The following is a 15509-nucleotide window of genomic DNA, read 5'->3' as shown; positions in this document are numbered from 1 at the left end:
GTGTCGCTCACTGCCCGTAGAGGCCCACCACGCTCTGGCCCATCAGCGTGCGGCCCTTGAGCGCCGCCAGCAGTTCGTCGCGCGTCAGGCCCTCGGGCAGCGAGCCCGGTTCGGCCTCGGTGGCGATCACCGTCAGCACGTAGTGGTGCGGCAGGTCGCCGGCCGGCGGGCACATGCCGCGGTAGGCGAGGGCGCCGGCCACGTTCTTGCCGACGCTGAACTCGGTGTTCGCCACCTGGCCCTCGCCCTGCCGCAACTGGCCCTTGGCGGCCGGGATGTTGTAGGCCACCCAGTGCGAGACGCCGAGGCCCTTGCCGCCATCGGGATCGCTCATCAGCACCGCGACCGAGCGCGTGCCCGCGGGCAGGTCGCTCCAGGCCACGGGCGGCGATACGCCCTGGCCGCCGCAGCCCGGTGCGTCGCCCGCGTGGATCTTCGGCATGGTCGCGCCGTCGGCGAAGGCGCTCGACGTGACCTTCATGCCCGCGGCCTGGGCGCCGAGCGCGAGGACGGCCAGCAGGGCCGTGCAGAGGATGCGTGTGTTCTTCATGGCTTCAGACCACCTTGACCGACAGGTTCGGCAGCCCGTCGATGTGGATCTCGATCAGGTCGCCGCGCACCACCGGGCCCACGTTCTCGGGCGTGCCCGCGTAGATGATGTCGCCGGGCTGCAGCTCGAAGGCCTGCGACAACCGGCTGATCTGCTCGGCCACCGACCAGATCATGTGCTTGAGCGTGGCGCTCTGCTTCGTCTCGCCGTTGACCTTGAGCCAGATCGCGCCGTCGCTGAAGTGGCCGACCTGCGCCACCGGATGGATCGGGCCCACGGGCGCCGAATGGTCGAAGCTCTTGCCGATCTCCCAGGGCTTCTTCTGGTCGCCCATGCCGCGCTGCAGGTCGCGCCGCGTCATGTCCAGGCCCAGCGAGTAGCCGTAGACCAGGCCGAGCGCATCGTCGATCGAGACGTCGCGCCCGCCCTTGCCGAGCGCCACCACGAGCTCGGCCTCGTAGTGGTAGTTCTTCGTCAGCGTGGGATAGGGGTGGTCGGCCACGGTGCCGGGCAGCACCACCTGCACCGCGTCGGCCGGCTTCTGGAAGAAGAAGGGCGGCTCGCGCGTCGGGTCGGAGCCCATCTCGCGCGCATGCGCGGCGTAGTTGCGGCCGATGCAGTAGATGCGGCGCACCGGAAACACCTGGTCGCTGCCGGCGATCGGGATGGTCGCGGCGGGCACGTCGAACGGCGTCTTCGCGTTGCGCGCGGCGCCCGCGGGCAGCGCGCAGCCGGCGATGGCGCCGGTGGCCATGGCGGCGCCGGCCAGCAGGCCGCGGCGGGAGGAATTGCTCATGCAGGGGTCTCCTTCGGTAGTAGCCAGACGATTCTGGGAGAGCGCATGCGCGCGCTTGCGCACGCATCTACGCAAAAGCAGGACGCAGGCAACACCCGGGGCCCGGGCGTACCATCGCGCGATGCCCGCTTCGACCTCGAGCCATCGCCTCTACGGCATGCAGGAGCGCGCCGACCACCTCGATTTCGACATCCGCTTCGAGGGCGCGCGCGACGTGCTCGCGCGCCCGCACCGCCACGAGTACTTCCAGATCCAGGTCGGCATCGAGGGCGAGTCGCAGCAATTGATCGGCGGCGCCGCGCGGCCCTTCGGCGCGGGCTGCCTGAGCTTCGTGCTGCCGTACCGGCTGCACGTGGTGCCGCATCCGCCGGGCGCGCGCTACGCCATCGTCAACTTCGACCAGTCCTTCCTCTGGCCCGAGCTGGCGGTCGAGCCGCTCGATCTCGAGGAGGTGCCGATCGCGCGCCATCCCGAGCTCGCGCCCTTCCTGTTCCAGGAGTACGTGGACTTCCGCTTCGAGGCCGAGGACTTCGCGCGCATCCTCGGCTGGCTCGAGGAGCTGTCGGCGCTCAACCGCGAAGGGCGCTTCGCGGCCGGCGGCGCGATCCGCGGCATCCTGCTGCAGCTGCTCTCGCTGGCCTGCCGAAGGCACGAGGCGGCGCTGCACGAGCAGGCGGCGCGCCATCGCGGCCACAGCTCGCGGCGCGATGCGCTGCAGCGCGTGCTGCACTACGTGCGCGAGCACCTGGGCGAGGAGATGTCGCTCAACGACGCGGCCGCGGCCGCGATGCTGTCGCCGAACTACCTCGCGCACCTGCTGAAGAAGCAGACCCAGCGCACCTTCACCGAGCTCGTGACCGAGCGGCGGCTGGAACGCGCGCGCGAGCTGCTGCTGGCCTCGGACGGCCGCATCGCCGACATCGCGCGGCAATGCGGCTTCGCCGACGCGGTCTATTTCAGCCGGCGCTTCCGGCAGCACATGGGGCTGACGCCGCGCGAGTTCCGCGCGCAGTCGCCGGCGCGGCCCGGGCCGTAGCTCAGGCCGCCGGTGGCTCGACCGGCAGCGCGCGCTTGTGCGCGCTCTTGCGGTGCGTCGACAGGATGACCTCGCGCGCCGCGGCCGACACCGGCTTGCCTTCGAGGAAGTCGTCGATCTGCTCGTAGGTCACGCCGAAGGCGTCCTCGTCGGGCTTGCCCGGCACCAGCGACTCGAGGTCGGCCGTGGGCACCTTGTAGACCAGCGCATCGGGCGCGCCGAGCAGCTGCGCCACCGCGCGCACGCGGCGCTTGTTGAGGCCGGTCAGCGGCGTGATGTCGGCCGCGCCGTCGCCGAACTTGGTGAAGAAGCCCATCAGCGCCTCGGCCGCGTGGTCGGTGCCGATCACGATGCCGTTGTGCGCGCCCGCCACCGCGAACTGCGCGATCATGCGCTGGCGCGCCTTGATGTTGCCGAGCACGAAGTCCTCGTGCGCCGCGTCGCGGAAGGCGAGGTCGCCGGCCTTGAGCGCCGCGAGCATCGCGTCGGCCGCGGGCCGTACGTCCACCGTCAGCAGGCGGTCGGGGCGGATCACGGCCAGCGAGGCCTGCGCCTCGGCCTCGTCCTTCTGCACGCCGTAGGGCAGGCGCATCGCGATGAAGGTGGCCGCGCGGCCCTCGGCGCGCAGCCGCTCGACCGCGCGCTGCGCGAGGCAGCCGGCGGTCAGCGAATCCACGCCGCCGCTGATGCCCAGCACGTAGGTCGACAGACCGGTGCGGCGCAGGTAGGCGGCGAGGAATTCGACGCGCCGCTCGAGCTCGGCGGCGGCGTCGAACACGGGGGCGACGGACAGCGCCGCGATGATCTCGCGCTGGGTGGCGTCGACGGGGGACAGTTCGGTGCTCATGGACAAGGTCTCCGTGGGTTCGCGGACATCAGAAGTCGACCAGGCTCAGGCCGATGCTCAACACCGTGCGCTTGCGGTTGTAGTCCACCAGCGTGTCGCCGTAGCCGTGGAACAGCTGCGTGTGGAAGCGCAGGTTGCTCTTGGTCGGGTCGCCGATCGCCTTGAGCCATTCGAGCCGCACCGAGCCGCGTCCGCTGTCGCGCAGGTTGTTGCGCACCGTGATGCCCAGCGTGTTGTTGCGGTCGAGGTTCCAGCGGCCGGTGACCTCGGCGCGGCCGATGTAGTCGGCGATGTCGGGGTTGTCGTCCTTGGTCGGGTTCTCCGACAGGCGCTTCCAGATCCGGCCCGTGATGCTGAAGCGGTCGTCGAGCTCGGCGCCGGCCATCAGGTAGACGCGGTTCCAGCTGCGCGACAGCGGCAGGCTCTGGCCGTTCGACTGGTGCACGATGCCCAGCCCGGTGTAGCGCCAGCGCCAGCCGCCCGGCAGCTTGAAGTCGGTCGGGTAGACATACATCAGCTCGGGCTCGTGGTCGGTGGTGCGGAAGGGCCGCGAGATCGCGCCGTTGAACAGCTGCCAGGTCGACTGCTGGGTGTAGGCGAACCACAGCGAGTCCTTCTTGATCGGGTCGTTCTGCGTCAGCAGGCCCTGCGCGAGCTTGGTGCGCACCGACAGGCCGATGCGCATCTCGTTGGCCTGGTAGGCCACCGGGTCGCCGGTGTGGTCCGGCGACGGCGAGGTCGGCGTGTCGGGCTTGTGGGTGGCGGCCGAGACCGAGACGTTGAGCGGCCGGTAGCCGCGGAAGCCGAAGGTGCCGCAGTCGGTGGCGTTCTCGAGTTCCCAGAAGCGCGACAGCGCCGAGTACTGGCGGTCGCGGCAGCCCTCGGTGGTGGCGACCGAGACCACGCGCGTGGCCGGGATCGAGCCGTCGACCGGCGGCGCGGGCTGGGTGTTGGCGAGCACCGGCGGCGCGACCGGCACCGACACCGAGGGCAGCGTCTGCTGCTGTGACCAGCGGTCGTAGCAGGCCAGCCGCGCGGCGTTGTCGGTGCCGAGCGCGGCGCAGCTCTGCCAGGTGAGCTGGTTGTCGGCCAGCGGGCTCTTGGGCTGGTCGACGGCCTGCGCCTGCGCGGCGCCGGTCAGCAGCAGCGCCGCGGTGGCCAGCACCGCGCGCAGGCGGCCTTGCATGGTGGTGTTCATTTCCCTGACCCTTCCTTCTTCGTCAGCACGAAGGGATGCGTGCTCTCATCGGTGGCATCGCGCCAGGTGCCGCGGAATTCGCGGCCGCAGCCGCCGGGCGCCATCGCGCCGACCCAGACGCCGCTGATGCTGCGGCCGTCGAGCGATTCGTCGATGGCCAGCGTGCCGTCGTCGCCGATGTCGCCCGCCAGTTGCGATACCGCGGCCGGCCGGCCGGTGGCGGCGGGGCGTGCGATGGTGCCGCGCACGCCGGCGTATTCGGGATGCCGGGCCAGTTGCACGACGGCCACGGCCGGCAGGCCGTCGAAGCGCGCTTCCCAGCGGCCGTAGAGCGCCTCGGGCGGCAGGTCCTGCACGCTGTCGGGGCAGGCGCTGCCCTGCGCGAGCGCGCCGGCCGAAGCCAGCAGGGCGAGGGTCGCGAGGGCCAGGCCTCGAGCGAAGCGCTTCATGGCGCGGCCGACGAAGCCGCCGCGGCGGCCGCGCCTTCCTGGGCCTTGCGCGCGAACTCGGCGCGCAGGGCCTTGAGCTTCTCGCGCGGGTCCTCGCGCGTGGTGCTCTTGTCGAGCGCCATCTCGGCGATGAAGCGGCTGGGCTGCGCGAGCACCATCTCGCGGCCCTTCTTGCGGCGCTTGGTCCAGCTCACCGCGAGGCTGCGCTGCGCGCGCGTGATGCCCACGTACATCAGCCGGCGCTCTTCCTGCAGCCGCTCGAGCGTGCTCTCGCTGACCTGCTGCTGGCGGCCGTCGTCGTCGTCGAGCTTGAAGGGCAGCAGGCCCTCGTTGCAGCCGATCAGCATCACGTGCGGCCACTCGAGGCCCTTGGAGGCGTGCAGCGTCGAGAGCGTGACCACGTTCTGGTCCTGCTCGCGCTCGCTGATGGTCGACAGCAGCGAGATCGTCTGCGCCACCTCGAGCAGGCTCTTGGGCTCGCTGGTGTTGTTGACGCCGGCCGCGTCGTCGAGCTCGCCGCCGCAGCGCTGCGCCATCCAGTCGCAGAACTCCATCACGTTGGTCCAGCGCGAGGCCGCGGCCTGCTCGCTGTCCTCGCCGTCGTAGATGTGCTTCTCGTACTCGATCTCCTTGAGCCAGGTGTCGAGGAAGGCCCGCGCGTTCTCTGCGCCCATGGTCTGGCGCGCGCGGTATTCGAGGTCGTTGATGTAGCGGCCGAACTCGTGCAGGCTTTCGAGCGCGCGCTTGGGCATCACGCTGGGCAGCGAGGAGGAGAACAGCGCCTCGAACAGGCTCAGCTTGTACTGGCTGCCGAAGGTGCCCAGCGCCGCCAGCGTGGTGTGGCCGATGCCGCGCTTGGGCGTGGTGATGGCGCGCAGGAACGCGGGATCGTCGTCGTTGTTGACCCACAGGCGGAACCAGCCGCAAAGGTCCTTGATCTCGGCGCGGTCGAAGAAGCTCTGGCCGCCCGAGACCTTGTAGGGCACCTGCGCGCGCCGCAGCGCCTGCTCGAACACGCGCGCTTGGTGGTTGGCGCGGTAGAGGATCGCGAAGTCGCGGAATTCCTTGTGGCTCGAGGTCTCGCGCAGGCTCACGAGGCGCGCCACCGTGCGCTCGGCCTCGTGCATCTCGCTGTCGCAGTCGACCACGCGCACCGGCTCGCCTTCGCCGAGCTCGGAGAACAGCGTCTTCGGAAACAGCTTGGGGTTGGGGCCGATCACGTTGTTGGCCGCGCGCAGGATGGCGCTGGTCGAGCGGTAGTTCTGCTCGAGCTTGATGACCTTGAGCGTGGGATAGTCGACCGGCAGCTTGCGCAGGTTGTCGAGCGTGGCGCCGCGCCAGCCGTAGATCGACTGGTCGTCGTCGCCCACCGCGGTGAAGTGGCCGCGCGTGCCCGACAGCGCCTTGAGCACCTCGTACTGGGTGGCGTTGGTGTCCTGGTATTCGTCCACCAGGATGTGGCCCAGCGTGGACTGCCACTTGCTGCGCACCTCCTCGAAGTCGCGCAGCAGCTTGAGCGGCATGCCGATCAGGTCGTCGAAGTCCACGCTCTGGTAGGCGGTCAGGCGTTCCTCGTAGCGCGCCATGATGGTGGCCGTGATGCGCTCGTTGTCGTCGGCCGCGATGGCCTCGGCCTGGGCCGCGTTCAGGCCCATGTTCTTCCACTTGCTGATGGTCCACTGCCAGATGCGCGCGGTCGCCAGGTCGCTGGTGCCGCCCGCGTCCTTGAGGATCTTGGTCACGTCGTCGGCATCGAGGATGCTGAACTGCGACTTCAGGCCCAGCACCGCGCCGTCCTCGCGCATCATGCGCACGCCCAGCGCGTGGAAGGTGCAGATCACCACCTTCTTGGCATCGCGCCCGATCAGTCCCTTGGCGCGCTCGCGCATCTCGGCGGCGGCCTTGTTGGTGAAGGTGATGGCCGCGATCCGCTTGGGCTCGAGCCCGGCCTGGATCAGGCGCGCGATCTTGTGCGTGATCACCCGCGTCTTGCCCGAGCCCGCGCCCGCCAGCACGAGGCAGGGGCCGTGCATGTAGTTGACCGCTTCTTGTTGCGCGAGGTTGAGACCGTGAGACATGGAAAGGGGGAGGGGAGCCGGCAGGGGCCGCAGGGCGCGGCGGGCGCGAAAGCGGGCAATGATACGGGGGCCGCAGGGGCCGCGGCGTCGGCCGATACCGCGATGTGGGAAGCGCGGTAAACGCACCGTAAAGGGGCATCGGCAGCCTGCTGCGAAGGGCCGGGGCCGGCGGCGACAATCGAGCCGTGCTGCCCGTCTTTCTCGTTACCTTTCCCTTCTTCGCGTTGATCGCCGCCGGCTACGGCGCCGCCCGTGCCCGCATCCTCCCGCTCGATGCGATCCCCGGCCTCAACAGCTTCGTCCTCTACTTCGCGCTGCCCTGCATGCTGCTGCGCTTCGGCGCCGGCACGCCGATCGGGCAACTGCTCGACGGCAGCGTCGCGCTGGTCTGGGGCCTGAGCGCGCTGGCGGTGGTGGGCGGCGTGGTGGCATTCACGCGCAACGCGCGCATCGGCTGGAACGACGCCGCCTTCGGCGCGCTGGTAGCGGCCTTCCCCAACACCGGCTTCATGGGCGTGCCGCTGCTGGTGGCCATCCTCGGCGCGCAGGCGGCCGGGCCGATGATCATCACCATCGCCTTCGACCTCGTGGTCACCTCCTCGCTGTGCATCGCGCTGTCGCGGCTCGACGGCGCGGGCCCGGGCGCGGCGCACCACGGGCCGCGGCAGGCCGCGCGCCAGGCGCTGCGCGGCATCCTGGTCAATCCGATGCCGTGGTCGATCCTGCTCGGCGTGCTGCTGTCGGCCGCGCGCTGGAAGCTGCCGGGCCCGGTGGAGCGCACCGTGGCGATGCTGGCCGACGCCGCCTCGCCGGTGGCCCTGTTCACCATCGGCGCGGTGCTCGCGCGCTCGGCGCTGGTGGCGCGCGAGCACGGCGCGAGCGCGGCCGTGGCCCAGGCCATGGGCAGCGGCGCGCGGCCCCTGCCGAAGGCGCCGCTGGCCGACGTGCTGCCGGTGGTGCTGGTGAAGCTGCTCGCGCACCCGCTGCTGGTGTGGGGCCTGGGGCTCGCGGCGATCGCGCTGGGCCTGCCGCTGTCGTGGCCGGCGCTGGTGGCGATCGTGCTGGTGGCGGCGTTGCCGAGCGCGAGCAACGTGTCGATGCTGGCCGAGCGCTTCGGCGCCGACAACGGGCGCATCGCGCGGATCATCCTGTGGACGACGGTGGCGGCCTTCTTCAGCTTCCCGCTGGCGGTGGGGCTGCTGAAGTGACGCTTGCTACGGCGTCAGCACGCCGAGCTTGAACGGATCGGCATCGGGCAGGCGCTCGCACTTCGAGAAATCGCGGCCCTGCGTGCCGTCGCAATAGAAGGCGTTGTAGATGCGGCCGAACAGCGAGGGGCTGGCGGTGAACAGCACGCCGTGCTCGGGCTGCCAGTTGTCGTGCGCGCCGCGACCGTCGGCCGAGGCCTCGATCACCTTGGGCGCCGCCGCGGCGCCGGGCGTGAAGTCGGCCAGCGTCCGGTGCGCGTCGTCGCGCCAGCGCACCGCGAGCTCGGCGGCCGTGGGCCGTGCCGCCACCGGCAGCATCACGCCGTTGACCTGGAAGCCGTCGCCGAAGCGGTGCGTCTTGCCCGCCAGGAAGGCGTAGGCGCAGGCCGCCATGCACTGGCCGCGCACCTCGGTCTCGACGCCGCTCGCGCGGATCGCATCGGCGAAGGCACCGGCGGCCTCGGCGGTGCCGCCGAAGGAATCTTCCAGCACCACGGTGCGCACCGTGCCGCTGCTCAGGTGGTCGATGAAGCTGGCGATCTCGCTGCCGTCGAGCATGCCCGAGACCAGCAGCAGCCGACCCTGGCGCTCGATCTCGGCGGCGTGCGTGGCGACGGGTGCGAGCACCAGGAAGCAGGCCCAAGCGGAGGCCGCGAAAGACAGAATCCCACTTGCGAAATGGAGCGGTTTCACGAGCGACCTTTGCCTTCAGGAGAGCGGGCTGGAGGGGCGCGGAGGGCCCGGAGGATCGCCCCGTTGCGGACTCCTCCACGGAGTCTTTTGCAGCGGCGCGCGCGTGGCGTCAACCCCTTTTGCAGAATTTTTCCCCTGCACCGTGCCGGCCGTAAGACATAGCTATCCGATACCACTTCGGATGAATGCTTGAGTTCACATGTCCGCTGCTAAAGTGGGCCGCAGACCGGAAGATGGCATGGGAGCTCGCACGATGATGGCAACACTGTTCCGAATTCTTTTATGGCTGGCGTGGCTCGCCGGCGCGGCCTGGCTCTGGCAGGCCGGCAAGCTCGGCACGGCCTCGGCGCTGGCGCTCGGCGCGCTGAGCCTGGTGGTGTTCGCCTGGCCCGGCAGCGTCGCGCGGCGGCGCCATGCGGACCGCGAACTGCGCTACGTCGAGATGGGCAAGGAGCCGATGAGCCTGCACTGAGCGCGGGCTCATGGCGACGAGGTTCAGATCCCCTGCGGATCGACGTCGACCAGCCAGCGGATCACGCCCTTGCCCTCGGGCGTGCGCCGCAACGCATGCAACTGCGGCTGCCACAGCGCGAGCATGCGCTGCAGCGCGGCGCGCGAATGGCTCTCCAGCAGCATCTGCGCGCGCTCCACGTTGGCCACGCGCTGGATCGCCAGCGGCACGGCCGGATAGCGCATCACCTGCGCCGCACCTTCCAGTCCATCGGCCGCGGCGCTCGCCGCATTGAGGAACGCCTGCGCCGCCTCCTGCGTGCGCGCATCGGCGCGCACCAGCGCCTGGTAGGCGAAGGGCGGCATCGCGGCGGCCTGCCGCTCCTCGAGCTGCTGCGCCGCGAAGGCCGGGTAGTCGTGCCGGCGCAGCGCCTGGAACAGCGGATGCTCCGCGTGGTGCGTCTGGATCCACATCTCGGCCGTGCTGCCCTGCGTGGCCAGGTAGGCGGCGTCGCGGCCCGCGCGGCCGGCCGACTGCATCAGCAGGCTGAACAGCCGCTCGGGCGCGCGGAAGTCGCTCGAGAACAGCGCGCCGTCGGGGTTGACCGCGGCCACCAGCGTGATGCGGCGGAAGTCGTGGCCTTTGGCGATCATCTGCGTGCCGACCAGCACGTCGACCTCGCCCGCGTGCACGGCCGCGAGCTGCGACTCGAGCGCACCCTGCTTCTTCGTGCTGTCGGCATCGATGCGCGCGATGCTCACCGCGCTGCCGTCGGGCCGCTTCACGGCCGAGAACAGCTCGGCCAGGTGTTCCTCGAGCCGCTCGGTGCCGCGGCCCACGGGCGCGATGTCGAGGTTGCCGCAGACCGGACAGGCGCGCGGCACGCGCTCGGTGTGGCCGCAGTGGTGGCAGCGCAGCGTGCGGTCGATCTTGTGGAACACGCGGTAGGCGCTGCAGTGCGGGCACTCGCTCTTCCAACCGCAGTCGCCGCAGGCCAGCACCGGCGCATAGCCGCGCCGGTTGAGGAAGATCATGCTCTGCTCGCCGCGCGCGATGCGCTGGCCGATGGCGTCGAGCAGCTTGGCCGACAGCACGGTCTTCGCGGGCTGCAGCGTCATGTCGACCAGCCGCACCGTGGGCAGCTCGCCCGCGCCGATGCGCGAGGGCATGGCCAGCCGCACGTAGCGCCCGCCGGGGTCGCCGTCGGCGGCCGGGCGGCTCTGGTGCCAGCTCTCGAGCGAGGGCGTGGCCGAGCCCAGGATCACCTTGGCCTTCTCGCGGTGGCCGCGCCACACGGCGAGGTCGCGCGCCGAATAGCGCGCGCCTTCCTGCTGCTTGTAGCTCGGGTCGTGCTCCTCGTCGACCACGATCAGCGCCAGGCCCGGCATCGAGGCGAACACCGCCATGCGCGTGCCCAGCACGATGCGCGCGGCGCCCGCATGCGCGGCCAGCCAGCTCGCGAGGCGCTGCGGATTGGTCATGCCGCTGTGCAGCGACACCACCGCCTGCGCACCGAAGCGCGCCTTGAAGCGGGCCTCGAGCTGCGGCGTGAGGTTGATCTCGGGCACCATCACCAGCGCCTGCGCCTCGGGCGAGCGCGCGAGCAGCGCGGCCACGCAGCGCAGGTAGACCTCGGTCTTGCCGCTGCCGGTGCTGCCGGCCAGCAGGAACGGGCCTTCCTCGGCCTCGATGCGCGCGAGCGCGGCGGCCTGCTCGGGGCTGGGCTCGACCGGGGAGGGCGTGCCGGTGTCGGCCGCGGCCTCGTCGTCGGCCGCCTTGCGCTTGAGCCGGCGCGCGAGTTGCACCGTGCTCAGGTCGCGCAGTTGCGGCGGCAGCGCGGCCAGCGCGATCTCGCCGATCGAGCGCTGGTAGTAGCGCCCGGCGAAGGCCACCAGGTCGCGCCAGGCCGGGCCCAGCGGCGCGAGCGCATCGAGCGCGGCGGCCACCGGCTTGAGCGCCAGGTCGGGCGCGGCCAGCTCCTCGGCCGTGCGCGCCTCGGCATGCCAGACCACCCCGAGCACCTCGCGCCGGCCCAGCGGCACCCGCACCAGCGTGCCGGCCGGCAGCGGCGCGTCGCCGCCGTAGCTCAGCACGTCGCCCAGCGCGCTGTGCGCGGGCGTCTGCACCGCCACGTCGATGCGCCAGGGCAAGGCGGCGCCGGACGTCCCCGGACTGCCGTTCGTCGGCTCGCCGAGCAGGTCTTCGGGGGGAATGGGGCGGTTCGGGATGGTGTCCTCGTTGGCAGGGTTTGTTAAAGCAGTGTTGAGCAAAGTCACTTAAGTCATTGATTTTTCAGTGCTTTGCGGTCCGTCCAGAGTTTCTGTGGATAACTTTGTTGAAAACCGGGCTGGACTCGCCGCCAAGCCTTGAAAATCAAGGCTCTGGCTGGAATGCCCGTAAAAAGGGCAAAGTTCAAACTCCATATAAATCAATGACTTAGCTTCGCTATTGCTTTGGTAGCGGTGCCAGGACCGCCTAACGCAATCTTGCGCACTGCAACACGCGTTTTGTGCATAAGTCGGTCGCCGAAGCCCGTTTTGGGCCTTGACAAAGCCGCCGCGCCGCATTTTGGCCATCTTCTTTTCCACATCCGCCATGCCGGCGGGCGGCTGCGGCCGGCGGCCTGCGGGCCGCGTCAGGCCGGCTGCCGCAGCTGGCGCGATTGGGTGTGCACCGCCTGCACCAGCGCCGACACGTGCTCGGGCGGCGTGAACTGGCTGATGCCGTGGCCCAGGTTGAAGATGTGGGTCGGCCCGGCCGTCGTGCGGTCGGTGTGCGGCGCGCCGAAGGCCTGCAGCACCTTCGCCACCTCGGCCTCGATGCGCGCGGGCGGCGCGAACAGCACGTTGGGGTCGATGTTGCCCTGCAGCGCCTTGGCCTGGCCATCGCTGCCCTCGGCCACGCGGCGGCGCGCGGCGCCGAGGTTCACGGTCCAGTCCACGCCCAGCACCTGGCAGTCGAGCGCGCGCATGTCCTCGAGCCAGAGCCCGCCGCCCTTGGTGAAGACGATGCGCGGCACCGGCTGGCCGTCGGGGCCGTGGCGCTTGAGGCCCGCGAGCACGCGCGCGGTGTAGGCCAGGCTGAATTCCTGGAACGCGCCGTCGGCCAGCACGCCGCCCCAGCTGTCGAACACCATCACGGCCTGCGCGCCGGCGTCGATCTGGGCATTGAGGTAGGCGGCCACGGCGTCGGCGTTGACCGCGAGCACGCGGTGCATCAGGTCGGGGCGGCCGTAGAGCATGCTCTTCACGAGCCGGTAGTCGCTCGAGCCCGCGCCCTCGACCATGTAGCAGGCCAGCGTCCACGGACTGCCCGAGAAGCCGATCAGCGGCACGCGGCCGTCGAGCGCCTTGCGGATCGAGGCCACGGCGTCGAAGACGTAGCGCAGCTTGTCCATGTCGGGCACCTCGAGCGCGGCCACGGCGGCCTCGTCGCGCAGCGGGCGCGCGAAGCGCGGGCCCTCGCCGGCCTCGAACGAGAGGCCCAGGCCCATCGCGTCGGGCACGGTGAGGATGTCGGAGAACAGGATCGCCGCGTCGAGCGGATAGCGCGCCAGCGGCTGCAGCGTGACCTCGGTCGCGTAGTCGACGTTGGTGGCCAGTCCCATGAAGCTGCCCGCCTGTGCGCGGGTGGCGACGTACTCGGGCAGGTAGCGGCCGGCCTGGCGCATCAGCCAGACGGGCGTGTGGTCGGTGGCCTGGCGCCAGCAGGCTCGCAGGAAGGTGTCGTTTTGCAGGGGGGCGAAGGGCATCGGGCGATTGTCGCAGGGCCCTTCGCACCGGGCGCGGGGCCGCCGGTTCCGCGTCAGCCGGCCTGCACGATCCCCGACACGTCGAGGAGGTACATCTGCCGCTGCGACTCGTGTACCGAGTCGATGCAGACCTGCCGGCCATCGCGGCTCCAGCGCGGATGCAGGTCGCAGCGGTTCTCCTTGCCCAGCGCGGGCGTGGCGTAGAAGCTGCCCAGCGCATGGCGCCGGCCGGTCTGCATGTCGAACAGGAACAGCACGCGCTCGTGCGTGCGCGCATCGGGGTAGGTGTCGCTCAGCAGCCAGCGCCGGTCCACGGGCGAGAAGCTCATGTGGCCGTTTTCCACCAGCACGCCTTCGCCGATCGCCTCGACCGAACCGCCGACGCTGTCGTGGTACAGGTGGTAGCGGATCCTGCCCGCGTGCGGGCTCCAGACGACGATGTGCTCGTCGTCGCGCCACAGCGGGTGCGAGATCTGGTACTCGGACTTCTCGTAGTCGAAGGTGCCGACGGCATCGGGGTCGAAGTCCTGCGCGAGCTGCGGCAGCGGATGGTCCGAGCACTCGAGCAGGCGCAGGTCGGAGCCGTCGGGGTTCATCGTGAGCAACCGGTGCAGGAAGCAGGTCTCGTCCTCGACGCGCTCGGTCCAGCGGTGCAGGAACAGCACGCGCGAGGACGCCGGGTTGATCTCGATGTGGCTGACCCAGTGGATCGCCCGGTCCATCGAGGCGCGGGGGTGGAAGCGGCGCAGGTCCTGGTAGCTCAGGACCAGCCGCGTGCCGCCCGTGGCCAGGTCGATCGCATGGATGCCGTCGCCCTCCGGCGCGAGCGGCAGCTCGAAGGGGCCGCCGGCCTCGCTGTAGCCGATCGTCCGGTGCGTGACGTACAGGCGCCGGTAGTCCACGCTCAGGGCGTAGCGGCTGTCGGGCGCGACCACGTAGACGGGCATCGGCAGCACGCGCCTGGCGCCGCTGTCGAGGTCGACGATCGTGGACCCGAAGCCCGGATAGAACGCGCCGGCATCGTCCGTGCGGCAGTTGTAGATCAGCTGGCGGCCCGGTGCCCCGTCCAGCCATTGCAGCTGGCTGCCCATCTGCCAGTTCCAGGCCGTGGTCTCGCCGAGCACATGGAAACGGTCGCCGTCCTGCAGGTCGAAGCAGCCGATGCGGGCGCTGGAGTCCGGCTGCAGTTCGGTGTCCATCCAGGGCACCTGCTGCGCCAGCAGGTAGCGCCCGCTGCGGTCCCAGGCGCTCTTGTCGTAGTAGCCGAAGAAGTGGTGTCGGCCATCGTCCGTTCCGACGCGGCGGCAGGCGGCGGGTGCGAAGCCCGTGAAAAGCGGATCGGTCATCGCGTCCTCATTCCGCGGCGATGCGGCCTTGCTGGATCACCTTGTCCCAGCGCAGCTTCTCGGCCGCGACGAAGCGGGTCGCGGCCTCGCGCGTGCTGGCCACCGGGGTCATGCCCTGCTCGGCCAGTCCCTGGGCGAACTCGCTCGACGAGACGATGCGGCGGATGTCGGCGTTGAGCCTGTCGGCGATGGCGTCCGGCAGCCTGGCGCTGGCCGCCACGGTGGTCCACGAGGTGGCCTCGAAGGCCGGGAAGCCGGCCTCGATCGCGGTCGGCACCTCGGGCAGGGCCGGCAGGCGGGTCTTGCCCGTCACGGCCAGGGCCTTGAGCTTGCCGCCGCGGATGTGGGCCAGGGTGGTCGGCGGGTTCTCGAACATCAGCTGGATCTGGCCGGCCAGCAGGTCGTTCAGCGCGGCCGAGCTGCCCTTGTAGGGCACGTGCACGATCGGCGCGTCGGCGGTGATCCGGAACAGCTCGCCGATCATGTGCACCGACGAGCCCACGCCCGCGGAGCCGAAGTTGAGGGTGTCGGGCGCCTTGCGCGCCAGCGCCACCAGCTGCTTCAGGTCGCCCGCGGGCAGGGAGGGCGTGGCCACCACCACGTGCGGCATCTCGGCCAGCACCGTGATCACCTTCAGGTCCTTCGCGGGGTCGTAGCTGAGTTTCTTGAAGACGCCATAGGTCGCGTGCAGCCCGACCGACCCGAGCAGCAGCGTGTAGCCGTCGGTCGGCGCATCGGCCACGAACTTGCCGCCGATGTGGCCGCCGGCGCCGGGTCGGTTCTCGACCACCACCGGCTGCTTGTAGAGCTTGCCCAGCCGGTCGGCGAGCATGCGGGCCTGCACGTCGGAGCTGCCGCCGGCGGTGAAGGGCACCACGAGCCGGATCATCTGGTCCGGATAGGTCTTCGGCTCCGCGGCCTGCGATGCCGCCGCGGCGAGGCCGAGGGCGGCTGCGAGAAGGCCGAGGCCGACGGCCCGGCGCGGCCATTGCTGTGTCATGCGTGTTCCTTGCTGCGCGCCGCGTGGGGCGCGATGAATGGTGGGAATGGGCGCAGTCTAGGAACGCGGCATCATTCTGGAAAATTCAATCTTGTCGCCGGGCTAT

The 15509-nt window shown here is 70.7% G+C and carries 14 protein-coding genes; 3 read left to right on the top strand and 11 right to left on the bottom strand.

What is annotated here, in order from left to right; all coding sequences use genetic code 11:
- Nucleotides 1–7: 7 nt before the first annotated feature.
- Nucleotides 8–550, bottom strand: a complete 543-nt coding sequence (locus tag AC07PU_RS36210) for a YbhB/YbcL family Raf kinase inhibitor-like protein (RefSeq protein WP_495322910.1) — start codon at nt 548–550, stop codon at nt 8–10.
- A gap of 4 nt (nt 551–554) precedes the next feature.
- On the bottom strand, nt 555–1346 hold the full coding sequence (locus tag AC07PU_RS36205) for a fumarylacetoacetate hydrolase family protein (RefSeq protein ID WP_057593206.1): 792 nt from the start codon (nt 1344–1346) through the stop codon (nt 555–557).
- Nucleotides 1347–1467: 121 nt separating this feature from the next.
- Between AC07PU_RS36205 and AC07PU_RS36200 the strand changes: the two genes are divergently transcribed.
- Complete coding sequence (locus AC07PU_RS36200; RefSeq protein ID WP_495322909.1) at nt 1468–2382, top strand: helix-turn-helix transcriptional regulator; 915 nt, start codon at nt 1468–1470, stop codon at nt 2380–2382.
- Between the two features lies 1 nt (nt 2383).
- On the opposite strand, the gene nadE is transcribed toward AC07PU_RS36200, so the two are convergent.
- From nadE to AC07PU_RS36180, 4 genes are read right to left on the bottom strand one after another with little or no spacing between them, the layout of a single operon-like run.
- The gene (nadE, locus tag AC07PU_RS36195) at nt 2384–3229 is read right to left on the bottom strand and encodes an NAD(+) synthase (RefSeq protein ID WP_495322908.1); all 846 of its coding nucleotides are present in this window, start codon (nt 3227–3229) and stop codon (nt 2384–2386) included.
- A 28-nt stretch (nt 3230–3257) separates the two neighbouring features.
- The gene (locus AC07PU_RS36190; RefSeq protein WP_495322907.1) at nt 3258–4427 is read right to left on the bottom strand and encodes a phospholipase A; all 1170 of its coding nucleotides are present in this window, start codon (nt 4425–4427) and stop codon (nt 3258–3260) included.
- Complete coding sequence (locus AC07PU_RS36185) at nt 4424–4876, bottom strand: hypothetical protein (protein ID WP_495322906.1); 453 nt, start codon at nt 4874–4876, stop codon at nt 4424–4426. Before AC07PU_RS36185 ends, AC07PU_RS36190 begins: the two co-directional genes overlap by 4 nt.
- Nucleotides 4873–6954 carry an ATP-dependent helicase gene (locus AC07PU_RS36180; RefSeq protein ID WP_093353807.1) on the bottom strand — a complete coding sequence of 694 codons (2082 nt, stop codon included), beginning with the start codon at nt 6952–6954 and terminating at the stop codon, nt 4873–4875. Before AC07PU_RS36180 ends, AC07PU_RS36185 begins: the two co-directional genes overlap by 4 nt.
- Nucleotides 6955–7139: 185 nt before the next feature.
- Between AC07PU_RS36180 and AC07PU_RS36175 the strand changes: the two genes are divergently transcribed.
- Nucleotides 7140–8162, top strand: coding sequence for an AEC family transporter (locus tag AC07PU_RS36175; protein ID WP_398496524.1), 1023 nt, complete (start codon nt 7140–7142; stop codon nt 8160–8162).
- A 6-nt stretch (nt 8163–8168) separates the two neighbouring features.
- On the opposite strand, the gene AC07PU_RS36170 is transcribed toward AC07PU_RS36175, so the two are convergent.
- Nucleotides 8169–8789 (bottom strand): hypothetical protein, encoded by a 621-nt coding sequence (locus AC07PU_RS36170; RefSeq protein ID WP_296788861.1) that lies wholly within the window; start codon nt 8787–8789, stop codon nt 8169–8171.
- A 319-nt stretch (nt 8790–9108) separates the two neighbouring features.
- On the opposite strand from AC07PU_RS36170, the gene AC07PU_RS36165 reads away from it, so the two are divergent.
- Complete coding sequence (locus AC07PU_RS36165) at nt 9109–9327, top strand: hypothetical protein (protein ID WP_281077749.1); 219 nt, start codon at nt 9109–9111, stop codon at nt 9325–9327.
- 23 nt (nt 9328–9350) lie between these two features.
- Here AC07PU_RS36165 and AC07PU_RS36160 read toward each other — a convergent pair whose 3' ends face one another.
- The 4 genes from AC07PU_RS36160 to AC07PU_RS36145 all read right to left on the bottom strand — a co-directional run bounded on the left by AC07PU_RS36160 (nt 9351) and on the right by AC07PU_RS36145 (nt 15403).
- Complete coding sequence (locus AC07PU_RS36160; protein ID WP_495322946.1) at nt 9351–11456, bottom strand: primosomal protein N'; 2106 nt, start codon at nt 11454–11456, stop codon at nt 9351–9353.
- A gap of 485 nt (nt 11457–11941) precedes the next feature.
- The gene (gene hemE / locus AC07PU_RS36155; RefSeq protein ID WP_495322905.1) at nt 11942–13057 is read right to left on the bottom strand and encodes a uroporphyrinogen decarboxylase; all 1116 of its coding nucleotides are present in this window, start codon (nt 13055–13057) and stop codon (nt 11942–11944) included.
- Nucleotides 13058–13110: 53 nt separating this feature from the next.
- Nucleotides 13111–14403, bottom strand: coding sequence for a hypothetical protein (locus tag AC07PU_RS36150; RefSeq protein ID WP_495322904.1), 1293 nt, complete (start codon nt 14401–14403; stop codon nt 13111–13113).
- Nucleotides 14404–14410: 7 nt separating this feature from the next.
- Complete coding sequence (locus tag AC07PU_RS36145; protein ID WP_495322903.1) at nt 14411–15403, bottom strand: tripartite tricarboxylate transporter substrate binding protein; 993 nt, start codon at nt 15401–15403, stop codon at nt 14411–14413.
- Between the last annotated feature and the right edge of the window lie 106 nt (nt 15404–15509).

It is taken from the genome of Variovorax sp. GW821-FHT10D07, assembly GCF_059415325.1.
Note: the sequence above shows the minus strand (reverse complement) of the source record. Positions and strands in the feature narration are given on the sequence as shown.